Raw genomic sequence first — 26,064 nt, forward strand, 5'->3', positions numbered from 1 at the left:
ATGATTAAGATTGGTATTAACGGATTTGGCCGTATCGGTCGTTTCGTATTCCGTTCTACAGTTGAGGCTGAGAACGCAAAGGAAGTACAGGTAGTAGCTATCAATGACTTGTGTCCAGTAGATTACATGGCTTACATGTTGAAGTATGATACAATGCACGGTCATTTCGACGGTACTATCGAGGCTGACGTTGAGAAGAGCGAGTTGATCGTTAACGGTAACCACATCCGTGTTACTGCTGAGCGTGATCCTGAGAACTTGAAGTGGGATGAGGTTGGTGCTGAGTACGTAGTTGAGTCTACAGGTCTCTTCCTCGCTTACGACAAGGCTGAGAAGCACTTGAAGGCTGGTGCTAAGTACGTAGTACTTTCTGCTCCTTCTAAGGCTGACGCTAACGGTAACCAGGCTGATATGTTCGTTTGCGGTGTTAACACTGACAAGTACAATGGTCAGAAGATCGTTTCTAACGCTTCTTGTACAACAAACTGCTTGGCTCCTATCGCTAAGGTATTGAACGATAACTTCGGTATCGAGACAGGTTTGATGACAACTGTTCACTCTACAACTGCTACACAGAAGACTGTTGATGGTCCATCTATGAAGGACTGGCGCGGTGGCCGTGCAGCTGCTGGCAACATCATCCCTTCTTCTACAGGTGCTGCTAAGGCTGTAGGTAAGGTTATCCCTGAGTTGAACGGTAAGTTGACAGGTATCTCTATGCGTGTTCCTACTTTGGACGTATCTGTTGTTGACTTGACAGTTAACTTGAAGAAGCCTGCTTCTAAGGAGGCTATCTGCGCTGCTATGAAGGCTGCTTCTGAGGGTGAGTTGAAGGGTGTACTCGGTTACACAGAGGATGCTGTTGTTTCTTCTGACTTCTTGGGTTGCGCTTTGACATCTATCTTCGACGCTAACGCAGGTGTTTATTTGACAGACAACTTCGTTAAGGTTGTTTCTTGGTATGACAACGAGATTGGTTACTCACACAAGGTTGTTGAGTTGATCAAGATCATGAAGAAGCACAACGGTTAATTCGTTGCCTCTTAACGATTAAGTATATGGCCGTCCAGCATTTTTTCAATGCTGGACGGCTTTTTGTTTTTATAAGTGAGAATTTCTTTTCATTTTATTTTGTTTTCTCAATAATTTCATTTAACTTTGCGGCATGAAATATTCGATGATAACCATATTGGGACCTACGGCGAGTGGTAAGACGAGTCTTGCTGCCGCTCTTGCAGCCAGGATCAATAGCCTGGGTGCCCATTTGTCGGGTACCCCTGCCAAGGGTGCTGAAATCATTAGTGCTGACAGCCGGCAGGTATATCGCGGCATGGATATAGGTACGGGTAAGGATCTGGCTGACTATACCATCCATGGCAAGCAGATACCTTATCACCTCATTGACATCTGTGAGCCTGGTACGAAATATAATCTCTTTGAATATCAGCAGGATTTTTATGATGCCTATCAGGATATTCAGAAGAGAGGGGCTTTTCCGATATTATGTGGAGGTACAGGACTCTATATTGAGTCGGTGCTGAAAGGTTATCATCTCTCACCTGTTCCGCAGAACCCGGAACTCCGTGAGTCATTGGCTCATAAGAGTTTAGAGGAACTTACGCTGATACTGAAAGAGCTGAAGGCGAAAACGGGTTCTAATATGCACAATCGCACAGACGTGGATACAGCACAGCGAGCTATCCGGGCGATAGAGATTGAAAGCTATAATCTGGAGCATCCGATGCCCGAACGTGAACTCCCTGCGGTTGATTCGCTGATTATCGGTGTCAGCATAGACCGGGACGCAAGAAGGGAGAAAATTTCACGGAGACTGAAACAGCGATTGGATGAGGGAATGGTAGATGAAATCAAGGGACTGCTAGATCGTGGTATTCCTGCCGAAAATCTCATCTATTATGGTTTGGAATATAAGTTTATTACAGAATATGTGATCGGTAAGACTTCATACGATGAGATGTATCGCGGTCTGGAAATAGCAATCCATCAGTTTGCCAAAAGGCAGATGACGTGGTTCAGAGGTATGGAGCGCAGAGGCTTTACTATCCATTGGGTAGATGCATTGCAGCCAATGGAGAAAAAGGTGGAGACGGTTTTGGAGCTGATGAGAAGCTAGGCTGCGGCCTGGAATCTGGCTAGGGCTGGCATCCCGATGGAATCGGATGCAACGGTGGCTGGGCGGAAGTGATATTTTATACAACTTTCAAATTACAAAGAAGAGACAATGGTAAACGAGAATAAATGGGGGCTGCTTTATTGCCCTAGAGGAGGCTGGCGAAGTAACAAGCGCTGGGAAAAAATAGAGAAGGTGCTCAAGCAGCAGGGCGTGGATTACGACTTTGTGCAGAGCGAGAATCAGAAGAGCGTAGAACGGCTCATCAGAATGTTTATCAACAATGGTTATAAGACCATTGTCATCGTTGGTGGAGATTCTGCGCTCAATGATGCCGTAAACTGTCTGATGCAGATAGATCCGAAAGAAAGAGAAGAGGTGGCACTGGGTGTTATTCCTAACGGACTGATGAACGACTTTGCCCACTTCTGGGGATTCAGCGACAGCGATATCGAGAAGACGGTTGCGTCGCTGAAAAAACGTCGTATCAGAAAGATTGACCTCGGTTGTATCCGCTATGTGAACAAGAAGGGGGAGAAATGCCGTCGCTATTTCCTCAACTGTATCAATATCGGACTCATCGCCGCCATCATGAACCTGAGAAGAAAAACCCATCATATCTTCGGTTCACGTACCCTGTCGTTTCTCTGTTCCTTCATCCTGATGATATTCCAGCGTCTGGACTATAAGATGCATGTGAAAATCAATTCGGATGTTATCAAGCGTAGAGTGATGACGATGTGTATAGGCAATGGAACAGGATATGGACAGACTCCGAATGCTGTGCCATATAACGGACTGCTCGATGTGTCGGTGGTATCTCATCCTAAGACAACCCAGCTCTTCGAGGGAATCTATCTTTTTGTGAAAGGTAAGTTCCTCAACCATAAGAGTGTGCATCCTTACCGTACCCGAGAGGTAGAGGTGCTCGATGCCCAGCATGCCCTGATAGGTATTGATGGCAGATTGATGAATACACCGGTAGGCCCATTCCAGATTACTGTAATTCAGGAGGTTATCAACTTCCTGATACCTGTATAACCAGTATGCCCGTAATAAGGGAAATGTATCAAGAAAAACGTATAATGTAAAACATATAAATAAAAAATAGCAGAACTTTATCCGAGTTCTGCTATTTTTATGATTTCTTCTTCCTGTAAGATTTTGATTTTCCTTCCTTCTGTATTGATGAGTTCTTCTGCCGTAAAGGCTGAGAGCGTACGGATGGCATTGCTCGTTGTCATATTACAGAGATTTGCCAGATCTTCACGACTCAATCGGATGTCAAGAGTTTTTCCGTCTTTTTCTAACCCATAAGAGTCTTTCAGAAATATCAGTCCCTCGGCAAGTCGGGCACGGATATGTTTCTGGGTGAGGTTCACGGTACGGTCGTCCGATTTACCTATTTCCACACTGAGATATTTGATAAAGAAGAAGCCGATGTTGAAACTCTTGGAGATCAGTTTCATGAGAACTGCCAGCGGGAACTGGGCAACGACGCAGTTTTCCAGCGACATGGCTGCCGTCTTGTATATCTCATCCGCAAAATAGGCTCTGAAACCAAAAAATTCAATCGGTTTGATAACACGGATAATCTGGCTTTTGCCACCGATACCTTCTTTGTATATCTTCACTTTTCCCGCTATGAGACATAGTGCATATTCGGGAGTACCCTCGTTCTTGTAGATGATTTCGTTCTTCTTATACTTCTTGATTTCCAGATGTTCTTTCAGTAAATCGAACTGGTCATCAGTGATGCCTCCCCATAGCTTAGCAATCAGCATTGCTATATTTTCTTTATCGTATTTTCCTCTAGCTGCCATGTGTACAAATCTTTTAAACTGAAAACTGAGTGCAAAAGTAATGCTTTTTCTTGAAATAATCAAGCATTTTTGTCTAAAAATATGTTTTAAAACATAAAAAGGCAATTTTTTCTAAAAATGGCATACAAAAAACTTTGTTATACCACAAAAAAGTGTTACCTTTGAAAGCAATTAATTTAGTCAACAAAAATATAGAACCTTAATATAGATCTATGAGTTATCTAAAATTCGAAAAGGCCCTTATGACGAATCTTCAAGAGTCGTTGCCTAAGGAGTTGTTGAGAACAAATCGCTCGGGTGCATATTCGTGCTCAACGATTGTAGACTGTAATACCCGCAAGTATCACGGATTACTTGTCGTGCCGGTTCCAGAACTGGACGATGAGAATCATGTGCTCTTGAGTTCGCTGGATGTTACGGTGATTCAGCATGGAGCAGAGTTTAACCTCGGCTTGCACAAGTACCAGGGCAACAACTACAGTCCGATGGGCCACAAGTACATTCGTGAGTTTGATTGTGATAAAGTGCCAACTACCCTTTATCGCGTAGGTGGTGTTATCCTGAAAAAGGAAGTTGTATTCCAGCATTATGAGAATCGCATTCTGATTCGCTATACCCTGGTAGACGGCCATTCGGCTACAACCCTTCGTTTCCGTCCTTTTCTGGCTTTCCGCAGTGTCCGTCAGTTTACTCATGAGAATGCTACCGCATCTCGTGATTATGCTGAGGTAGATCATGGCATCAAGACCTGTATGTATGCAGGTTATCCTGATCTCTATATGCAGTTCTCCAAGAAGAACGAGTTTAAATTCTGTCCAGATTGGTATCGTGGCGTGGAATATCCAAAGGAGCAGGAGAGAGGTTATGCTTCTAACGAAGACCTCTATGTTCCTGGTTATTTTGAAATGGATATCAAGAAAGGCGAAACCATCGTCTTTGCTGCTTCTACATCAGAAATCAAGGCGGTCAGCCTGAAGAAGCTCTTCGACAAGGAAGTGGATGAGCGTTCGCCTCGTGACAATTTCTTCCACTGTCTGGTCAATGCGGCTCATCAGTTCCATCGTCGTGAAAAGAACGATGACCGTTATATCCTGGCAGGTTACCCTTGGTTCAAGTGCCGTGCCCGCGATACATTCATCGCTCTTCCGGGTCTCACCCTCTCTATCGAGGAAGATGACTACTTCGAACTGGTGATGAAGACTGCCATGAAGGGATACTACGAGTTTATGGAAGGCAAGCCGGTCAGCGTTCATATTGCTGAGATAGAGCAGCCTGACGTGCCATTGTGGGCTATCTGGGCTTTGCAGCAGTATGCCAAGGAAACCAGCAAGGAAGAATGCTTCAAGAAGTATGGACAGTTTATCAAGGATGTTATCAGCTTTATCCAGGATAACAAGCATCCGAACCTGAAGCTCGAAGAGAACGGATTGCTCTATACCGATGGTAAGGACAAGGCTGTTACCTGGATGAACTCTACTGCCAACGGCAGACCTGTGGTTCCACGTACAGGTTATATCGTAGAGTTTAATGCTTTGTGGTATAACGCTTTGTGCTTCTGTGCTTCTCTCGCTTCAACAGTAGGTGAAGAAGACAGCCAGCAGAAACTCCTGGCTCAGGCTGAGCTGACCAAGCAGGCATTTCTCGATACCTTCCTCAATGAATATGGCTATCTCTACGATTATGTTGATGGAAATATGATGGACTGGAGCGTTCGCCCGAACATGATATTTGCAGTGGCTTTCGACTATTCTCCATTGTCGCAAGACCAGAAGAAGCAGGTTCTTGATATCTGTACACGCGAACTCCTTACTCCTAAGGGATTGCGTTCACTCTCGCCAAAGAGCGGTGGATATAATCCTGTTTATGTAGGTCCGCAGACCCAGCGCGACTATGCTTACCATCAGGGTACGGCGTGGCCATGGCTCGGTGGCTTCTATATGGAGGCAAGTCTGAAACTCTATAAGCGTACCCGTTTGAGCTTTATCGAACGCCAGATGGTAGGTTATGAGGACGAAATGTCTTCCCACTGTCTCGGTACCATCAGCGAACTCTTCGATGGAAACCCTCCATTCGCAGGTCGTGGTGCCATCTCTTTCGCCATGAATGTGGCTGAGATTCTGCGTGCGCTCGAGTTACTTGAAAAATATCAATATTAATAATAGGAGGACTGCTATATGAAAGTTTTAATGTTTGGATGGGAGTATCCTCCTCACGTATTTGGTGGTTTGGCAACTGCCAACTTTGGTATCTCCCAGGGACTTCATGCCCAGGGCGATGTTGATATCACATTGTGTCTGCCTCATCCTTTCGGTGATGAGGACCGCAGTGCCTGCAAGATTGTGGCAATGAACAGTGTGCCTATCGCCTGGCGAGATGTAAATCACGACTATGTGCAGCAGCGCGTAGGTAATATCATGAGTCCGGACGATTATTTCCGCTACCGTGACCACATCTATGCCGATTTTAACTATATGCATGTAAATGACCTCGGCTGTATGGAATTTGCCGGTGGTTATCCGTCAAATCTTCATGACGAGATCAACAACTACAGCATCATTGCCGGAGTTGTAGCCCGTTCAGAAGAATTTGATATTATCCATGCTCACGACTGGCTTACATTCCCAGCCGGAATTCATGCCAAGCGCGTGAGTGGCAAACCATTGTGCATCCACGTTCATGCTACTGATTTCGACCGTAGCCGTGGAAAGGTGAACCCTACCGTTTACGCTATCGAGAAAGACGGTATGGATAATGCCGACTGTATCATGTGTGTATCCGAACTGACCCGCCAGACGGTGATTCACCAGTATCACCAGGATCCACGCAAGTGTTTCGCCATGCACAATGCCGTATACCCATTGAAGCAGGAGTGGCAGGATATTCCACGCCCAAATCATAAGGGCAAGGAGAAGGTAGTAACCTTCCTGGGACGTCTTACCATGCAGAAGGGACCTGAATATTTCGTAGAGGCTGCCAACATGGTATTGCACCGTACCCGCAATGTGCGTTTCTGTATGGCAGGTTCGGGCGATATGATGGACCAGATGATTTATCTCGCTGCCGAAAGAGGCATTGCCGACCGGTTCCACTTCCCTGGCTTTATGCGCGGCAAACAGGTTTATGAATGTCTGAAAGACAGTGATGTCTACGTGATGCCATCTGTGAGCGAGCCGTTCGGTATCTCACCTTTGGAAGCTATGCAGTGCGGCACACCAACCATTATCTCCAAGCAGAGTGGATGTGGAGAAATCCTGTCCAACTGTATCAAGGTAGACTACTGGGATATCCATGCCCTTGCTGATGCCATCTACAGCATCTGTCACAACGAGAGTCTTTTCGATTATCTCTCAGAGGAAGGCAAGAAAGAAGTAGACCAGATTACCTGGGAGAAAGTGGGAGTCCGCATCAAAGACCTGTACCTCAAGACCTTAGGGTGGAAGTAGGTTAAGTGAAGAGTGAAGAACGAAGAATGAATAATTTTGAGGCTTTACTCATCTTACAAGTTAAACGTTCAAATTTCAAATTTTTATGAAAACAATTTGTTTATATTTCGAGATACATCAGATTACCCATCTGAAACGCTACCGCTTCTTCGACATCGGTACCGACCATTATTACTATGATGACTACGAGAACGACCGTAGCATCAACGAGATTGCTGAGCGCTCTTATATGCCAGCCTTGAATGCCCTTCAGGAGATGATTGAAAAGAACGGCAAGTATTTCAAGGTAGCTTTCTCGCTTTCGGGTGTGGGTATGGAGCAGTTGGAACTTCATGCTCCTCAGGTACTGGAGAAGCTTCAGCAGCTCAACAATACGGGTTGTGTAGAGTTCCTGGCTGAGCCTTACTCTCACGGACTTGCTTCTCTGGTTAATGAGGCAAGTTTCAAGGATGAGGTGATGCGCCAGTGTACTAAGATTGAGGAATATTTCGGAAAGAAACCTACCGTATTGCGCAACTCTTCGCTCATCTACAGCGATGATATCGGTAACGATGTTGCCAACATGGGATTCATTGGTATGCTCACCGAGGGTGCCAAGCACGTGCTTGGCTGGAAGTCTCCTCACTATGTTTACCATTGCGCCCTGAACCCTAAGTTGAAGCTCCTTTTGCGCGATGTGAACCTGAGCGATGATATCTCTCTGCGCTTCAGCAACAGCGATTGGGACGGCTATCCACTCTTTGCCGACAACTATATGAACCGGATTGCTGCCTTCCCAGAGGAGGAGCAGGTTATCAATATCTTCATGGAGCTTTCTGCTCTTGGTATTGCCCAGCCTCTGTCAAGCAACATCCTCGAGTTTATGAAGGCTTTGCCTCAGTGTGCCAAGGACCGTGGCATCACTTTCTCAACACCTTCAGAAATCTGCAAGAAGATCAAGTCGGTAGGCGAGGTGAATGTGCCTGATACCTTGAGTTGGGTAGACGAGGAGCGTGATGTAAGTTCATGGTTGGGTAACCCGATGCAGCGTGAGGCTTTCAACAAGCTTTACAGTGTGGCAGACCGTGTACGTATCGCCAACGATCCACGTATCAATCAGGACTGGGATTACCTGCAGGCAAGTAACAACTTCCGCTTCATGACTACCAAGCCAAGCAATGTGGGTCTTGACAGAGGTATCTATTCAAGTCCTTTCGATGCTTTCACTAACTATATGAACATTCTTGGCGACTTCATCACCCGAGTAAACGACCTCTATCCTGCTGATGTTGATAACGATCAGCTTGAGGGCCTGCTTACTACCATCAAGAATCAGGATGAAGAGCTTGAGATGAAGGACAAGGAGATTGTCCGTCTTCAGGCTAAGATTGAAAAGATAGAGAAGGAGGCTGAGAAGCACCATGGCGAGAAGCCTGCTAAGGCTGCTCCTGCCAAGAAGGCCGCAGCTAAGCCTGCAGCCAAGAAGACTCCTGCCAAGAAGGCTCCTGCCAAGAAAACAACAAAGGCAGAGCCTACAGAAGAAAAGAAAGATTAGAATTTTTAGATTACTCATAAAGATTAATCCCCCTCGCTGCATTGATTTGCAATGAGGGGGATTTTTTAATTTCCCAAAATATTCTCTGAAATAACGCGTTAGCTGGAAAGCGTTATTTTTCGAAATGAATCCAGTCTACGTCGAAGAAGGCAGCATCGTTCTTCTTGGCTGTGCGGGTGTTGAAGAAACCGAGCTTGGCACCTATCCACTTGCCTTCGCGTACAGTAAACGGATTGCCTATCTTGATAAACTTCTTACCATCCAGACTGTAGCTCCATTCAGCGATAGCCTGTATCTGGTTGGCGATGCCTTCGCTATGAACCTTCACGCGGAGCCATACATCCTGGGTAGCGATGCGGGAAGAAGGAATATCATCTACGGCATACTTCACGGTGTAAGGTTGAGGCTGCTTGCTGGTCTTGATGGCCACTTGCTTTACCACCTTCTCAGCCTTTCCCTTCTCAGCCTTCTCGCAGGTTACATATTGCAAAACAACACCCTCTTCCTTGGTATCAACAAACTTGAGTGCCGCATAGTCCATGCCTTGCATGATCATGCCGGCGCTTTCGCCCAATACCTTATCATTTTCCTTGTAAGCCTCGGTGCGGTTAGGTATGAACTTCACCTTGGCAGTAGCAGTAAAGTTCTCGGTAGGGAGTTTCTGGAGCAGGAGGTTTGGCAAATCATACAGGTTCTTTACATCTTCTGCCTGCTGCACGCCATAGAGACGCAACTTGGAGTTCTTGGCATCACAGAAGTACCAGTACTGACTGTAAGGACCGTTCCACTGCCATTGCAGACCTAAATCTACGCTGTTGAAATCATCCGATTCCTTAGGCTGGAAGTTACCGCTTGATGGCAGGTTTGGCTTCTTCCATTGCTGAACAGGGTCACCGCAGCCGTCACCATCCTTGTCGTCTCCGATAACGAGCCAGTCGTTTACCCATTTGGCTGGTTGCAGATGAACCACACGACCATAAGCATGCTTATCCTGGAAGTGGAGGAACCAGTCTTCGCCGTTCTGGGTATCTACCCATGCACCCTGGTGAGGGCCGTTTACCTTCTTGTTCTTTCCCTGTGCCATGCCCACATACTCCTCGTAAGGACCGTATGGATTCTTGGAACGCAGTTCTACCTGCCAGCCATACTTTACTCCGCCCGCAGGACTCATGATATAATAATATCCGTTGCGCTTGTAGAATTTGGTTCCCTCGATGGTAGGCTGGTCTTCGTGACCATCATATACGATGCGTGAAGGACCGGTAACCTTGGTTCCGTCTGGTGACATTGGAGCCACGAAGAGCACTGACTTGATGCCGGCTCTTGAACCGGCGCATCCATGTGAAAGATAAGCCTTGCCGTCCTCATCCCAAAGAGGGCAGCAGTCGATAAGACCTTTTCCCTTCATCACCCAGGTGATAGGCTCCCAAGGACCGCGTGGGTCTTGTGTCTTGGTCATGAAGAGACCCTGGTCAGGATCGCCACAGTAGATATAGAACCATCCGTCGTGATAGCGTATAGAGGGTGCCCACACATAGTTACCATGCTGAACCTTCTTGCGCCAATCCAGTTCGGTGCCCTGGTATTCAGGCAAAACCGGATAGTCATCGAGTAGGGCAGCACCGATAATCTCCCAGTTTACCAGGTCGGTGCTGTGCAGAATCTGCAAGCCTGGGAAACACTGGAAGGAAGAGGAGGTCATATAGTAGTCATTGCCCACACGGCATACATCTGGGTCTGAGTAGTCGGCGTCAATTACCGGGTTGCGGTACATTCCGTTCTTCAGGTTCGGATTCCATGTCTTGGATACCGCTTTCTGGGCATTCACGCTCAGCGCAGAGAGCGGAGAACTCAATGCGATGGTGGCGAGAATGCACAGGAGTGAATGATATTTTATTTTCATTGTTACCGATGTTAAAATGAATTATTTAGCTACGTATTTCTTGTTGTTGTAGATATAGATACCTTTTTTGAGACCTTGCAGGTCTTCTGCCTTGGCATTGAGCTTTACCATGCGACCGCTGAGGTCGTAAATGTTGTTATTGTTTACCTTGGCGGTTAAAACAACATTGTTGATACCTGAACTTGTTACCTTTACACCTTTCAGTGTGATAACCCAAGCGGCTTGTGCATCTTGTGGTGTGAAGGTAAGAACGCCAGTAGCAGGAGTGTCAAGTGTAATATCAAACTTTGTGCTCGTATCCGTTTGGGTTGTACGGCTAGGGAATACGTATTTGTCGCTGGCAAAGGTTGTTCCGTTCAGTTCGCCGAGATAGCAAGTCTTGTTGTCTTCATTGGCATATCCTGCAAATGTAGCCGATGTAATGGTAATATTCTCAGGCAGGTTGATGGTAAACTGTATGCCCTTGCTATACTTGATGGTATTGCTTTTAGCTGTAGCGTAACCTTTGCTGCTCTCTATGCTGCAACCGTTATTGAACGTCCATGGAGATGGATCTGTGCTTGAAGAAGTGCTGGTTGAAGCATCCAGAATATAGCTTACTTCTGTTGTCTCACCTGGATTGGGAGTGGGATTTGTACCTGCCCCTGTAGCATCACACTGGTCATCTACTATAGAATCGTACTGGCGAATCCAGAGTTTGCCCGACTGGCATGTAATCTTAGAGTTGTTCTTGAACACGAGATTATCTACGAAGCGGATATCGATGCCCTTCTTGGCTGAAATCTGCACATTGTCGAGTGTCACGTTCTTGATGTGGCTCTCAGGGCGGCCAATCAGGAAGATAGCGTTACCTTCGCATACATCTGTTGTCTTCACGTTCTGAAGCAGAATGTTGGTGTAGGTTGGGGTAGTACTATCAAGAGCTCTGGCATTTGCTTTATCTACGGCAGGGTCGCTGTTGTAGTTCTTGTCGTAGTAGCAGTCGATAGAGAATGGATTCTTAACCTTGGTCATGGTGAAGTTGCTGAACTTCCAATCCTCCTCGCCACCGCCACGCAGTGTACCATTGCTATTGATACCCGTCTTCATGCGGATTCCTGCTGTTGTTCCGTTCATGTTGATATTGTCGAACCATACATGCTTGATGTTTTTGGTGAAACTACCGATAGAAGCACCATGTCCTGTACCGAAGTCGCAGTTCCATACATGGATATATTGTGCATCATTGTCACAAACGATATTGTCATCGCCGTTGCTGATGTTACAGTTGTAGATATTAACGTATGGACCCCAGATAGAGATTCCATCGGTGTTATGCGATGCCTTTCCCTTGCCAGCTTCAGATGAAGGTTCACTGATAATCAGATCATGGATGGTAGCATGGCTAGCCTTACCACTGTTGCTGATGGTGATGTTTACACCCGGAGTATTCTGAATCTTGAAGTTGCGGAGCAGGAAGCGCTTGCCCTGCTCGAAGCGGATCATTGCACCAGGATTGAAGGTTTCGCCATTCTCTCTTGCGAGCCACCAACGTGCACCCTGACCGTCGATGACAGAAGTTTCACCTTCACCCTCGATAACAATGTCGGTAACGTTCTTACCCTTGTTCTCTCCGCCGATGAAGACAGTCTTTGTGTTAGGAGCCTTGCCGTATTCTACGAGTTTCAATGTGGCACCTGCGCTGAGGTGAAGGATGGTCTTCGCCTTGATGCTGAGTACCTCGGTCTTGCTTGTCATCTGGTCTGTGCTACCAAACATCCATGTACCGGCAGGAATCACGACCATACCACCTGTTGTAGGCACAGCATCAAGTGCTTTCTGGATAGCCTTGGTGTTGTCTGCAGCAGATGTCGAGGCACCATAATCCTTGATATTAAATGTGTTTACCGAAGTGATGGCAGGCAACTGTGGCAGTTCTACGGCAGTCCATCCTTCAGGAGTGTTCTGTGCGTTCTGCTCGGCTGTGATACCAGCGAAAGTTTGTGCTTTTGCGAACATAGGCAGAGCCATGAGCGCAGCCAGCACGACTGTCTTAATGATTGATTTCTTCATTTCTTCTTAGGTTTATTTATTTTATTATTTTTGTATTCTATAAGATTTTCTGCAAAGTTACGACATTTTTGCTTATCACATGCAGATTGTGAATGAAAAACTACGAAAACGATTACGTATACCTTGCCGATAGAACCAAAAGAAAGACCGTATCCATCAGGAATTATCTCCCTAGGATACGGTCTTAAACCTAATGATTAACGTATGTCCTGATAGGTTTTCTTATCAACATAATGACTTTGATTAGTAACCAGGATTCTGGTCGGCTAATGTCAGTTGGTCATTGGCATCAATTGCAGCCTGTGGGATAGGGCGAAGAAGCTTCTTGCCGATATACTGGGCAGCCTTGTCTCCCATCTCATGGTTATACTTGGTGCAACGTGTTACCAGGGTCTGTGTTCTGCGCAAATCCATCCAGCGTGCCTCATTACCGAAGTTCTCGCATGCATTCTCATCAAGGATGTCATCGATAGTGATAGTTCCTGTAAGTGCAGGAAGACCAGCGCGCTGGTGAACCTCGTTGAGTCGTGCTAATGCTTTATCATTAACACCAGCCTTCAGATAAGCCTCAGCTGCTACGAGATACATCTCTGGCAAAGTGATGATATGGATGTCGCGATAGCAGGTGTTCTTCTCTGTGGTAGCAGTCTTGCTGTCGTCAAACTTCTTGCATGGATTTGAACTACATACCAGTTGCTGGTTATCGTAATATTCCATATCGGAGCCATCCATATTCTGTGCCTCCTTAGTCTGTGAATCCATCGGAATGCGATAGGTGTTTGCTCTGTTGGCTGGGTCTTTAGCCTTCCATGCAGCAAAGTCGGCATCGGTCTCATACCATGCAGAATAGTAACGAACCACAGGATAACCCTTTAGGCTCTCACCATTCTTATACCATGTCCAGTAGCCGGTACCTGCAGCATTTCCCTTGTTCATATTTGGCAATTCCTTCATAAAGGTAGCATCGTAACGCAGGTCGCCCTTTTTGAAGCAATGCAAGGCATAGAGGGTTGGTACATAGCTGGAGGTTGTAGCCTTGATGTTATCCTCGTTTCCACCCAGATAGTTACAGTAGTAGCCGCTCCATTCTGTACCACCTGATGTTGTATTGTTGGCTGTAGCCAAATCATATTCCACATCCCAAAGGAACTCTTCGTTGTCATCGCCCGATCCGTCTGCCTTCCAGAGCTTGGCAAATGGGGTAGTCAGTTTTCTGCCTGCAATCACCTCATCGGCAAGAGCTGCAGCCTTGGAGAAGTAGTCTTGTTTGTTGAGGTCCCATGCTGCAGAAAGGTAGGTTTTGGCTAGGATAGCCTTGGCTGTTTCCTGGCTGATTCTGCCGCCACCCTTGGTAGCTGTAGAAGCCTGAAGCACATTCTTGCTGATAACATCTTCGAGTTCGCTGATGATATAGGCATATACATCTGCAGCAGAAGACTTCGGATACCCTGTGTCTGCTGTGGTGAGGAAGTCCTTCATGATAGGCACACCACCGAAGTTGTTTACCAGAAGATAATACTCGTAGGCTGCCAATACACGGGCTTCGCCTATAAGCTGCCCCTTAGTCTTTTCATCAACTTGGGCTGTCTGTGCATAATATGACACAGAGTTGGCTGCACGTATACCTGAATAGAGGTAAGTATAGAGATTCTTGATATCCGTATTTTCTGGAGTCAAGGTCTCGTAAGTATTCAATGCCTCGTTCATCTTGTTACGGCCATCGGCATACATGTCTGTACCTGCTGAGAAACAGCTAGTGAACAGAGGAGCTGCATAAACGTTTTGCAGATGCTGATAGGCATCATTGACGAGGTTGTTTAATCCCTCTTTTGTCGCAAAACTCTGTTTGGCAGTTACATTCGACTTGTTGCTAGCATCCAGAAAGTCGCTGCAACTTGTCATGGTTCCCATGCAGCAGGCCGCCAATGCTACGCTATATAATATCTTTTTCATAATTGTTTATTTCATTTAATGAGATTAGAACTTAAGATTTACACCAAACTGGTAGGTTACAGATGATGGACCGCCATTCTGCAGATTCTGTGATGCCCACTCTGGGTCGAAGCCCTTGTAGTTGGTGAAGCAGAATGGGTTCAGAACGTTTACATAAACACGGAGATTTCTGATACCTGCCTTGTTTACTACGCTCTTAGGCAATGTGTAACCCAGGGTAATGTTCTTAACCTTGGTGAAAGAGGTCTTCTGATACTGGAAACCTTCTCCCTTGGCTGAACCCTTGTCACCGAAGTAACCACCCATAGATGTATCGCTGTTGTTTGGATAAGGATACTTTCCGTAGTGGGTCTCTGTGGCGGTTGTAATCTCACCTGTTGCATGATCGATGATTGGTGCTCCCTTTGGTATGTAGTAATCCAACTTCATGTGGGCATTACCACGGTCGCTATACTTCATATACTTCTCATGGAAATAGCTGCGTGACCAGAATCCGCTCTTGGTATAGAACATGATGGAGAAGTCGAAGCCCTTGAAATATACATTGGTAGAGAAACTACCTGTCCAGCGAGGATCTGTGCAGCCATAAATCTGCTTATCGTTGTCGTCAATCTTACCGTCATCGTTCCAGTCGTTTACGGCTACCTGACCTTCATACCACTTATACTTAGTGCCATACTTCTCGTAGAATTCCTTCAAGGTATAGTGCTTGTCACCATTCATGGTGTGCATGGTTACACCCTTGTCGGTGATGACATCGGTATGGGTATAGTCACGGAGTACATTCAGTGGCTCGCCGATAAACCAGTTGTTGGCTACCTCATCAACCTTACCGTTACTCAACTCCTTAATCTTGTTCCAGTTGCGGGCGAAGTTTACGTTCGCACTCCAGGAGAAGTCTTTCTTGTTGATGATGTTAAAGTTCAAACCGAGTTCAATACCTCTGTTTTGGACAGAACCTACATTGAAGGTTGAAGTCTTCTCACCAGTTTCGATAGGCACTGAACGTGACATAATCTGACCATCAGAAAGACGGTTGTAGAAGTCGGCTGTTACATTGATGCGGTTTTTCAGGAAACTCAGGTCGAGACCGAGGTCAAACTCTTTAACCTTCTCCCAGATGAGTTCTGTATTTACCAATCCGTTAGGATGATAACCCTGTACCTCTTTGCCATCTATGGTTACATAAGATGGACCTGTAGCAGAAGCGATAGTTACATAGTCACCCACATTGTTGTTACCGGTAACACCGTATGACAGACGGAGTTTAGCATTATCAAGCCAGTTGTTGAACTGCTTCATCCAAGCTTCATCTGAGATACGCCATGCTGCAGCTACAGAAGGGAACCAGCCCCATCGGTTGCCGTCTGCGAAGCGTGAACTGCCATCGGTACGGAGTGTAGCTGTAGCCATGTAACGGCCCTTATAAGAATAGTTGGCACGGAAAGCGAATGACTCCAATGATGACTCAGTATAAGAACTTGAGAGGGTCTTGTCGCCGCTGGCTGTTCCCAGATTGTGGAATGTAGTATGGTCGCTGGCGATACCCTTGCCTTCTTCATACTGGTATTCTGTATTGCTCTTGTAGAGTGAGAACAATGCCATAGCACCAACAGTGTGGTCGCCAAATGTGCGGTTGTAGTCAAACTGGTTGTCCCACGTCCAGTCTACACGGGTAGTATTGGCTACTGAACCGAAGTTGGTCTTGTTCTTCTGGTAGTAAGTAGAACCTACATCGTTACCCTCGTTCAGACCTGTTGCATAGAAGATGCCCTGGCGCTTGTGAGAGTAGTTAGGAGAGAAGGTGGTTGTAAACTTCAATCCCTTGATGATGTTGGCACGCAGGTAGAAGTTACCCATCAGTCGGTACATCTTGGTCTCGTCGGTGTAGTTGCCGTCATTCAAATCTATGAGCGGGTTATATGTAGATGTAAAATTTGCATCTGCACCAAAGGCTGCCTTTGCTCCCGGGTTAGGAATCAGGTTGCCATCTGCATCTGTAGGAGATACGAATGGGTTGAAATAGAATGCATTCACGTATGGAGAATAAGTACCATCAGTACATACGTCCTGGGTGCGGCTCATTGACATGTTGGTAGAGAAACCTGCCTCGAATATCTTGGAGAGCTTGGCATCCATTGCTCCCTTGAAGTTGAAACGCTCATAGTCGTTGCCTTTGAATACGTTCTCTTCTCCCTGATAACCCATACCTACACGGTAGTTGATCTTGTCTGTAGCACCGGCAGCACTGATAAAGTGGTTCTGCTGGGCGGCTGTGCGGGTAACCATTTTCTTCCAGTCGTAACCTTCGAAGTTTGGATCCATCATCAGCTCATAAATTTTGGAGTCTTTGTAGCTGGTTGCTCCCTTGCGGGCAAGGAAGGCAGAATTCAAGTCGGTATTCTTGATGATGTAGTGTGGATGTCCTTCGGCATCAACACCCTTTCGGCTTGAGCCATCGTAGCTCTTTCCTTCAAGCGTGGTATATCTGGCAAAACGGTAATCCATAAACTCGTTGGCATCCATAAACTCAGGCATGCGCGCCAACTTCTTGATACCATAATATCCGTCATAAGAGATGGTAGCCTTCTGTGCCTTGTCTGCACCCTTGCTGCCCTTGGTGGTAATCATGATGACACCGGCAGAGGCACGGGAACCATAGATGGCGGTAGAAGATGCATCTTTCAATACGTCGATGCGATCGATATCATCAGGATTGAGGAAGTCCATGTTGTCGCAAACTACACCATCGATAACATACAATGGCTGTGCCTGCTTGTTGATAGAAGCCTGTCCACGAACCTGAATATTGAAGCCTGCACCTGCGCGGCTACCAGACTGGGTGATGTTGACACCAGGAACAGAACCCTGCAGAGACTCTGCAAGATTGGTAGTACCACGAGCGGCTATCTTTTCTGAGTTGACAGATGCGATAGAACCAGTTACGTCGCGTTTACGCATAGTACCATAACCAACGACAACGACCTCGTCAAGGGCTGCATTGTCATCTTCAAGTACGATGTTCCATGTTTTCTGACTTCCTACTTTTACTTTCTTAGGCTTGCAGCCGATGTAGCTGAAAGTCAAGACCGCATTAGGGTCTGCGTTCTGGATGGTAAACTTACCGTCAAGGTCGGTGATGCCACCTGCTTTACCATTCTGGTCAGTAATGGTTACACCAATCATTGGGTCGCCATTAGCATCCTTAACGGTACCTTGGATTGTTTTCTGCGCAAAAGCGAGGAAACAAACCGAACTCAAGGTCAGTGCCATGCTGGCACGTTTCAGTTGTTGATACATAACGATGTTTGTTTTGTAGGTTATTATTAATCTTGTTAAGTTTCTCTGGTCTAATTGAACTTACTAGCGATTAGTTGTTGTCGTGTTTGATTCTCAATAGATCATAAGGAATCTTCGATTTTTGGTTATAATCTTAGATTTCTGCTACAAAGGTAATTAAAATTTTTAAATGTTGAATAAAATAAACGAAAAATCTAACGTAAACGTTTTCGGAAGTGTTGTTTCTACAATATTGTCTTTTCGTCGTATTGATTCAGGCGGGTAAGTGAGCCCTACGTAACGTTTACTGAGGCTTTTTTGAAGTTCAGATGAGGCTTACTTGATGGGGCAGGAGTTAGCAGAAATTACATCACGACGTATCTGTTGCTGCGTCGTGACGCACCGATTGCTACGTCGTGACGCCTCAGAAGCTGCGTCGTGACGTAATTTCAGCAGCCTCAGGGCAAGCGGAGCCGCTTACGCTGATGAAACCATGTTCTTCATTGCGCAAGTTCATACGTTTCATTGAGCCGATACATCCGACTGCGCTGGCTTGAAGATTCGATTGCGCTGGCTTGAAGATATGACTTCGTTGTCTCGAAGATTCGAATTCGTAAGCAGAATGAGACGGATTTGTTTGCTGAATGAAGTGGCTGAGTTAGCTGACTGAAGTGGCTGAAATAGCGAAAAAAAAAAGGGCATGTCATCGCACTTATGACACACTCTTCCTTATGTACTTACGCTGCAAAGATACGCTTTTCTTTCGTAACTTCCAAGAAATTAACTAAAAAAGTTTTTGTGGGTGGTAGGGGAGAAGGAGATAAATAAAAAAGTGCAACGCCCAATAGGGGCATTGCACTTTAATATGATAGTTTGATTGAATTTATCTAATCCAACGTGGGTCACCTACCTTTTCCTTCTCCAAGATAGAGTTCTTAAGATAGAATTCGCCATTGGCTGCATTTTTGAACGCTGAGCCAGATGCTACTTCAAGTTTGTTAACTTCAAAAGAGTTTTTGTAGAAACTGAAGTCTGTGGTCTGGTATGTAGCTGTTGCATCAGGTTTTACTACACCATTCTTGTTAACGTTCAAATCCCAAGCTTGGATACCTCTAGCATTTGGATTGGCTGTCTTTGCAAGGATTGTTTTATTCATCTTAATATTAATTCCTTGTTTTGCATCTTTTGCATTGATGAAATAGCCATCTGCACCAACTACATTGTAGAAAGTACATGCATTTATGTCAATGGTTGTAGAAGATTTCGCCTTTGATAAATCGAAGACACTACTCTTTCCAAGACTGATGTTTGAGAATGTAGAGTTAACAAACTTGATGTTGTTAATCTTGTCCATACCCTTGTTCATGCAAATGAATGCATAACCACCTGTACCATGATTATTTGAAATACAATTGTCAATGATAAGCAGGTTTACTGATTGACCAGAAGAAGCCTTGAAGTTAACAAGTGCTCTTTCCATGTTGCTGATGTTGCATTCTGTGAATCCCAAAGAATCGATATCGCAAGCTTTATCTTCATTGATGAAATATTGGCAGCCTGAAATGCCTTCATCTGTGTTCTGAAGTCCATCAATATTTACGTGTTCAAAGCTGATGTAACCATGATTTCCTGCTACAGATACAGCCTTCTTTACATTCAGTGTTGCCTTTTCACCAGCTCTACCAAAGAATGAAATAGAAACACCCTCTGGGATGCTGATTGCCTTTTCTGAAGTACCCAAGTCGATAGTCTTACCAGCAGGGATACCTAATGTGATAGATACATTAGAAGCACCTTCCATCTTCTCGAATGCCTTATTAGCCCACTCTTCGATGTCCTCATTTGTGATGACAGTACGGTCTTCATTCAGTTTTACAATGTAGTCGGCAGATGGTAATCCCTTGGCTGTCTTCACAGTCTTGGAACCACGAACTTTCTCTCCATTGAGTAAGCTAAATGTATATGAACGATTTGAGTTCAAACCTGTAATTTTATACTCACCAGCTTCGCGGTCAGCATCTGTCAGAGCAATGTCCTCAGTCTGGATTTCTCCTTCGCTATCCTTATAAGTATAGCGAAGAGTGGTTACGTTAGAACCTGGAATCCATGTCAAGCGGATGTTATCGTCCAAGCGGTCTTTCTCCAAAACATCGTGAAGGATACCTGGAGTACGGAAAGAGTCGCCATCCTTATAATATACCCATTTTGATTCAGCCTTGGTTGAAGACATAGCTTTTACACGCATGTAGTACTTGGTGTATTCTTCCAGGTTGTTAATGTCAACTGGAGCAGATGTGATGCTTTTGTCTTCACCGAAGATTCTTGCGTTCTCACCTCCCATAGGTACGTCATCATAAAGAGAGTCTGTGCTCAACTCTACGATGTAGTATTCTGTGTTCTTGTCATAAGCAGAGAAGTTGACTGCAATCTTGGTTGGTTGGTCGTCATCTGTGTCAACAGACAAAGCAGAACTCTTGACACCAAACAAGCGGTCGTGAGCACTGTCAACTTCCCAGTCGTTCTTATCTGTACAAGAAACCATTGGAGTCATGGCCAAGAAGGCCAATGACATTCCAAATATATTCTTTATTTTCATCTTATTTCTATTATTAACAGTTCGTACTAATCGTTATAGCCATAAGAATTGTGCAAATGACCATTTGATGCAGAGATTGTGGTAGATGCAATAGGCATGAGGTATCTGTTCTTTACAGGTACATTGTCGCCTACAAGACCACTGCTGATAGAAGGCAAGTTAGTGTTTACCTGAGTATCCTTGCCGCTTGTCAAGCTAGACTTGCCAAAGCTATCTGTACTACCAGTGAAGTCAGATTCAGACTGGTCTGCAGCGAGACCATACCAAGTTACACTGCTCATGTCAATCTTGGTCTTTGTGTCATCAGTATAGTTGAAGTAAATCTTCTCCTGATATTTCTTGTCAGTCAAGTCCTGGATATAAGTATCCTTGAACTCCTGAATCTTCTGAGCCAAGAGATTCCAGCGAATCAAATCCCATTTGCGGTAACCTTCTCCAGCAAACTCCCAAGCGTTCTCCTGTACGATTGCTTCGAACAGACCTTCCTTGGTTTTAGGAATGTTGTTGATGTAGTGGATTGCCAAAGCCTTGTCGCTGAAAGCACGGTCGTGTACTTCTGCAAGAGCCTGAAGTGCAGTCATACCTGCGTCACCATCATAACGACCTGTAGGACCAGCCAACTCGTTCATAACCTCAGCGTACCAAAGCAGAATCTGAGAGTAGCGCATCACGACAGGGTTAATACCTGTGGTGTGCTTAGCTGTTGCCTTCAAGTTGTCTGCCAACCACTTGTCGTTCATCTTGCGAGCATCCCACTTACCGCAGTAAAGACCAAATGGAGCGTTGCCAAGCATGCTCTCTACAGTCTTCTTGCCATCCTGTTTAATCTCGAATGCTGCTACTGTAACGTCACGACGCTGGTCTGCCTTGTCGTAAGAGTAGAGGAGAGGCGCTGTCAACTTCAATTTACCAGTAGAGTTACCATAACCATATTCTGTAGTAACGCCATTCAAGCGTACACCAACTGTATAACCCAACTCACCAGTAACATTGCTACCCATAGGTATCTCGAAGAGGTTTTCCTGATAGGTCTTGTCGAGAGTCAGCTGGTTCAAGAGATACCATTCATTTTCGAATGATGGATTCAATTTGTGTGAACCACTCTTGATGATAGCACTGAGATGCTTGAGTGCAATCTCATACAGTTCCTTACACTTAGCGGCACCTGGACGCTGTGTAGGGTAGGTTGCGTCTGTGTAAGTTGCAGTCTCGTAGCCTTCCTTCGCTTTTTCGCGGATAGCATATCCTGCACGTGTCAAGGCAATCTGTGCCAAGAGACCATGTGCATAACCCTTGGTTGCATGCTCTGTAGTGTATCCTTCTTGACCTGCCCAAGGAAGAAGTTCGATGGCTTCATCAAGATTTACCATTAAGCTGTCAAGGATGCTGTCGCGATCCATTTTATAAAGGTATGCATTGGAAAGGTCTGATTTTGATGACTCTGCCTTGAAAGGTACGTCACCGAAGAAACGTACCAGGTCGAGATAGCACTGTGCACGGAGTGTTAAAGCCTCACCGAGATAGCGTCCCATTGTTGCTTTGTCTGACTTGCTACCATTCTGGTACAGGTCGCTGTTATTTACGCCATCAACAACGTCGTTTGCGTCTTCAATAACACCATAGAGTGCATCCCACACGCCAGAAATCTTAGACCATCCAGGATCGGCATTGTAGTTCATGTTACCACGCTCACTTGTAGCGTTAGTAGCGTCACTTCCAAGACCATCCACCAATTCGATGTCGCTGTTCAGGTTCCATACGATGGCGAGGTCCTGAGAGTATGTACGGTCTTGAGTCAAACCGCCATATATCTTGTTTACTCGTAAGCCTGTGTAGTAGGTAGAACCATATACATTAGAGTTCTCCAACTCAGAAGGTGACTTCTGATCAAGGAAGTCTGAGCAAGAGACCAATGTTGCAGCTCCCAAAGCTACCAAGACTTTTGAAAATATCTTGTTCATGTTCTTTGTTACTTTTTTAGAATGTTACATTAATACCACCTACAAATGTACGGCTCTTAGGGTATGCTGCGTAGTCTATACCTGGAGTCATAGGATTCTTTTTGCTGCTTGTGTCAACTTCAGGGTCGTAACCCTTATAGCTTGTCATGCAAAGCAAGTTGTAGCCGGTGAAGTAGATACGTACGTTGCTGATGAAGATGTTCTTCAACCAGGTCTTTGGCAATGTGTAGCCAATAGTTACGTTCTGCAAACGCAGGAATGAAGCGTCTTCTACAGCATAATCAGTCAACTGCATGGCTGTAACGGCAGCTGGATTGTAGATGCTCTTGCCTTGGTTCAACTCGTTCAAGCGAGCCATAACTTCTTCTGTGCCACCATATGTTGTGATGGTTGAAGTAGAAATCTTACCAAGGTTCAAACCATTGTTAGGGTCAATCCATGTGTAACGTTTGTCGAGGGTAAAGTCATCTACAAGGTTGTACTTCTTGTTAGAACCTGAATAGAAGGCGTTAGCCAGCTTGGTTCCGTTTACAATCTTGTTGCCAAGAGAGTAGTTGAAGAACACATTGAAGTCGAAGTTGCCTACGTGACCATCGAAACCGAAACCACCAGTTGTTGTAGGAACGGTATTTCCAAGACGCTGCTTGATAGGATTACCATTTTCGTCGCATTGTACCTTAGGACCACCAGGGTAGTAGGTACCGCCGAAGATGTCCTTGCTCTTGTCTTTTACTCCATCAGCCAATTCCCACTTGCCCTTAGCATTGAGAACCAAGTCGCCAGTGCCTGTAGCTGGGTCGTATACTGTATAGTAACCATTCATCTTGTAACCCCAGAGCTCACCAAGTCGGCCGCCCTGTTCTACACGGAAGTCTTCATACTTAGAGATGGTTGAACCACTCCAGTTGCTGCTCTGCCATGGATTCTCAAGATTCAACTCATCAATCTTGTTCTTGTTGTAAGAAACATTGAAGTTGAAGTTCAAGCCAAACATCTTTTTGTCTACGATGACTGCATTGAGTGCCAACTCGACACCCTTGTTAGATGTCTTACCGAAGTTCTGGAACTGGTAGCTATAACCTGTGTTTGATGGAATCAAAGTCTGCATCAAGAGGTCCTTAGTGGTATTCCAATAGAAATCCAATGTACCGCTGATACGTCCGTTAAAGAAACCATAGTCGATACCGAAGTTACGGGTAACGGTTGTCTCCCACTTCAAGTTTGGATTGTAGAGATATTTTCCATGCTCCAACATAGAACCACGATTCTCATCAAAGAATGGAGCCTTTGATGTGTTGCTAGCCATAGAGTATACGGTAGAAATCAAACCGGAATTGATACGGTTGTTACCGGCAGTACCGAAACTCAAGCGAGCCTTCAAGTTAGAGAGCCACTTAGAAGCACCTTTCAGGAATGATTCGTCAGACATACGCCATGCCAAAGCTAAAGATGGGAATACGCCCCACTGGTTGCCGCTGCCAAACTTACTGGAGCCATCAGCACGCATAGTGAATGTTGCCAGATACTTATCATTCAATGTATAATTGATACGACCGAAGTATGAGAGGATGTTCTCATTGGCAGCGATAGTTCCTTCGTTTGGAAGGGCAGTACCTGCACCAGTATTTGACAAAACGTCATCAATACCAAAAGATGCTGGGTAAGCAACAGATATGGCATTTCTTGTAGTCTGCTCGCTGCTGCTCCATTCCTGACCCAACAATACGTTGATATGGTCACGGCCTCCGAAAAGCTTGCTGTTATCGTAAGTAATAGTGTTGGCATTGCGCCAGTTCTTCTTGCTTACCTTAGTAAACACAGCTTGTGGCTGACCATTGTAGCCGTACTTTGAATTGGTTGTGGCATTAGAACCCCAAACCTGATCGGTATTGTTGTAATCCCAGCGATAACCAAATTCTGAGCGTAAGGTGATATTCTTGAAAGGCTTCCAGTTCAAACCTACGTTGTAGTTCTGCTGGAAACGCTCCTGATACTTATAAGAATCATAAATACGCTCGATAGGATTGCGTTCTACTGATGTTGAGTTCTCCTCGTCCTCATCGCTGTCTGTAAGAGGATATACTGGCCAGAACTTTACGGTATTGGCAACGATAGAGTTGGCTGCGTTGCTTTCATTTGTGTCAGCACCACCATTCAGACCATCAAGTTTGGTAAATGCCATACGAGCATTGAAGTCGAGTGACAACCACTTGTTTAACTTAGCGTTGAGTTTTGCGTTAACGTTGTTCTTTGCATAACCAGAACCAAGCATGATACTCTTCTCATCGTTATGAGAGAAGCCAATGTTATACTTGATATCCTTAGTACCACCGCTAACGCTTACATTATACTGCTTTTGGTTACCAGTACGACCGAATACTTCGTCCTGATAGTCTGTACCTTCTACAGACTTCCAGATATCGAGGTCGCTGTAGTTACCATAGTTTGTTGCACCAACTTCATAAAGAGAGTATGCAAAGTTATAAGGATCAAGAGTCTTGATCAACTTTGTAACCTTCTTGTAGCCGAGAGAAGCATTGAAGTTTACCTGAGTCTTGCCCTCAGTTCCGCTCTTGGTTGTTACGATGATAACACCATTGGCACCACGGGCACCATAGATAGCTGTAGAGGAAGCATCCTTCAATACGTCGATGCTCTGGATTTCGCTAGGAGCGATGTCGCTGATAGAGCTTACAGGGAAACCGTCAACGATGTAGAGTGGAGAGTTGTCCTGAGAAAGGGAACCGCCACCACGCACGCGAATCTTCACGTCAGCATCTGGTGAACCTTCGGTGGTGGTGATATTTACACCCGCCATCTTACCGGTCATCGCCTCGCTTACGTTAGATACAGGAATGTTGGCAATCTGCTTGTCGCTGATAGAAGATACAGAACCTGTGAGGTCTTTCTTTCTAACAGTACCATAACCGATTACTACGACATCGTTGAGGGTGGTGTTGTCATCCTCAAGCTTTACATCGATTGATTCTTTACCTGCAACGCTTACTTCCTTAGCTTTCATACCAATGTATGAAATCTTCAGTTTCTTGCTTTTGCCTTTTAAGTTTACTGTGAAGTTACCGTCAATGTCGGTCACGCCACCATTGCCAGCTACACCTACCTCCATGACAGATGCGCCGATGATTGGCTCGCCCGTATTGTCAGTAACAACGCCTTTTACTGTTTGTGCAGATACACTTGTTACTACGAACATCAGTGCGCCTGCCAAAGCAATTTTCTTTTTTCTAAAATTACCAGACATACACTTTAGGTTTAGATAAAACTTATTCTAAATTACTAATATTCTAATGTTTTTATTTAATGTTTTTAAGTAGAATTCCAGTTCTGAGCAGATGCTTGCTGAAGGGATGTTCCTCTTGGAACCCGAA

14 protein-coding genes are annotated in these 26,064 nt (G+C 45.3%); 6 read left to right on the top strand and 8 right to left on the bottom strand.

Translation table 11 applies throughout. From position 1 onward, the window contains the following. The 3 genes from gap to ONT18_RS00965 all read left to right on the top strand — a co-directional run bounded on the left by gap (window position 1) and on the right by ONT18_RS00965 (window position 3,172). Complete coding sequence (gene gap, locus ONT18_RS00955; RefSeq protein ID WP_022121643.1) at window positions 1-1,032, top strand: type I glyceraldehyde-3-phosphate dehydrogenase; 1,032 nt, start codon at window positions 1-3, stop codon at window positions 1,030-1,032. Window positions 1,033-1,165: 133 nt separating this feature from the next. Beyond that, window positions 1,166-2,134, top strand: a complete 969-nt coding sequence (miaA, locus tag ONT18_RS00960; RefSeq protein WP_022121644.1) for a tRNA (adenosine(37)-N6)-dimethylallyltransferase MiaA — start codon at window positions 1,166-1,168, stop codon at window positions 2,132-2,134. A gap of 108 nt (window positions 2,135-2,242) precedes the next feature. Continuing rightward, window positions 2,243-3,172 (top strand): diacylglycerol/lipid kinase family protein, encoded by a 930-nt coding sequence (locus ONT18_RS00965; RefSeq protein ID WP_022121645.1) that lies wholly within the window; start codon window positions 2,243-2,245, stop codon window positions 3,170-3,172. 77 nt (window positions 3,173-3,249) lie between these two features. Here ONT18_RS00965 and ONT18_RS00970 read toward each other — a convergent pair whose 3' ends face one another. Next, a complete protein-coding gene (locus tag ONT18_RS00970) occupies window positions 3,250-3,954 on the bottom strand; it encodes a Crp/Fnr family transcriptional regulator (RefSeq protein ID WP_118079039.1) in 705 nt (234 codons plus the stop codon). Between the two features lie 212 nt (window positions 3,955-4,166). On the opposite strand from ONT18_RS00970, the gene ONT18_RS00975 reads away from it, so the two are divergent. From ONT18_RS00975 to ONT18_RS00985, 3 genes are all read left to right on the top strand, one after another. Next, window positions 4,167-6,110: an amylo-alpha-1,6-glucosidase gene (locus tag ONT18_RS00975; protein ID WP_264903606.1), complete on the top strand. Its 1,944-nt coding sequence runs from the start codon at window positions 4,167-4,169 to the stop codon at window positions 6,108-6,110. 18 nt (window positions 6,111-6,128) lie between these two features. After that, the gene (locus ONT18_RS00980) at window positions 6,129-7,397 is read left to right on the top strand and encodes a glycosyltransferase family 4 protein (protein ID WP_264903607.1); all 1,269 of its coding nucleotides are present in this window, start codon (window positions 6,129-6,131) and stop codon (window positions 7,395-7,397) included. Between the two features lie 85 nt (window positions 7,398-7,482). Continuing rightward, entirely contained in the window at window positions 7,483-8,931 is a 1,449-nt protein-coding gene (locus tag ONT18_RS00985; protein ID WP_119237430.1) for a glycoside hydrolase family 57 protein, read from the top strand. Window positions 8,932-9,043: 112 nt separating this feature from the next. Here the strand turns inward: ONT18_RS00985 and ONT18_RS00990 are convergent, their stop codons facing one another. The 7 genes from ONT18_RS00990 to ONT18_RS01020 form a co-directional block, all read right to left on the bottom strand. Next, window positions 9,044-10,834 (bottom strand): glycoside hydrolase family 43 protein, encoded by a 1,791-nt coding sequence (locus ONT18_RS00990; RefSeq protein ID WP_264903608.1) that lies wholly within the window; start codon window positions 10,832-10,834, stop codon window positions 9,044-9,046. A gap of 21 nt (window positions 10,835-10,855) precedes the next feature. After that, the gene (locus ONT18_RS00995) at window positions 10,856-12,886 is read right to left on the bottom strand and encodes a glycoside hydrolase family 28 protein (RefSeq protein WP_264903609.1); all 2,031 of its coding nucleotides are present in this window, start codon (window positions 12,884-12,886) and stop codon (window positions 10,856-10,858) included. A 243-nt stretch (window positions 12,887-13,129) separates the two neighbouring features. After that, window positions 13,130-14,839 carry a RagB/SusD family nutrient uptake outer membrane protein gene (locus tag ONT18_RS01000; RefSeq protein WP_264903610.1) on the bottom strand — a complete coding sequence of 570 codons (1,710 nt, stop codon included), beginning with the start codon at window positions 14,837-14,839 and terminating at the stop codon, window positions 13,130-13,132. A gap of 24 nt (window positions 14,840-14,863) precedes the next feature. After that, window positions 14,864-18,139, bottom strand: a complete 3,276-nt coding sequence (locus ONT18_RS01005; protein ID WP_264903611.1) for a SusC/RagA family TonB-linked outer membrane protein — start codon at window positions 18,137-18,139, stop codon at window positions 14,864-14,866. 862 nt (window positions 18,140-19,001) lie between these two features. After that, on the bottom strand, window positions 19,002-20,714 hold the full coding sequence (locus ONT18_RS01010) for a DUF5123 domain-containing protein (RefSeq protein ID WP_264903612.1): 1,713 nt from the start codon (window positions 20,712-20,714) through the stop codon (window positions 19,002-19,004). Window positions 20,715-20,740: 26 nt separating this feature from the next. Continuing rightward, window positions 20,741-22,675: a RagB/SusD family nutrient uptake outer membrane protein gene (locus ONT18_RS01015; protein ID WP_264903613.1), complete on the bottom strand. Its 1,935-nt coding sequence runs from the start codon at window positions 22,673-22,675 to the stop codon at window positions 20,741-20,743. Between the two features lie 16 nt (window positions 22,676-22,691). Then, the gene (locus ONT18_RS01020) at window positions 22,692-25,937 is read right to left on the bottom strand and encodes a SusC/RagA family TonB-linked outer membrane protein (RefSeq protein ID WP_437183701.1); all 3,246 of its coding nucleotides are present in this window, start codon (window positions 25,935-25,937) and stop codon (window positions 22,692-22,694) included. Window positions 25,938-26,064 lie beyond the last annotated feature (127 nt).

Origin of the sequence: Segatella copri, from assembly GCF_026015295.1 — a bacterium.
GTDB lineage: Bacteria > Bacteroidota > Bacteroidia > Bacteroidales > Bacteroidaceae > Prevotella > Prevotella copri_C.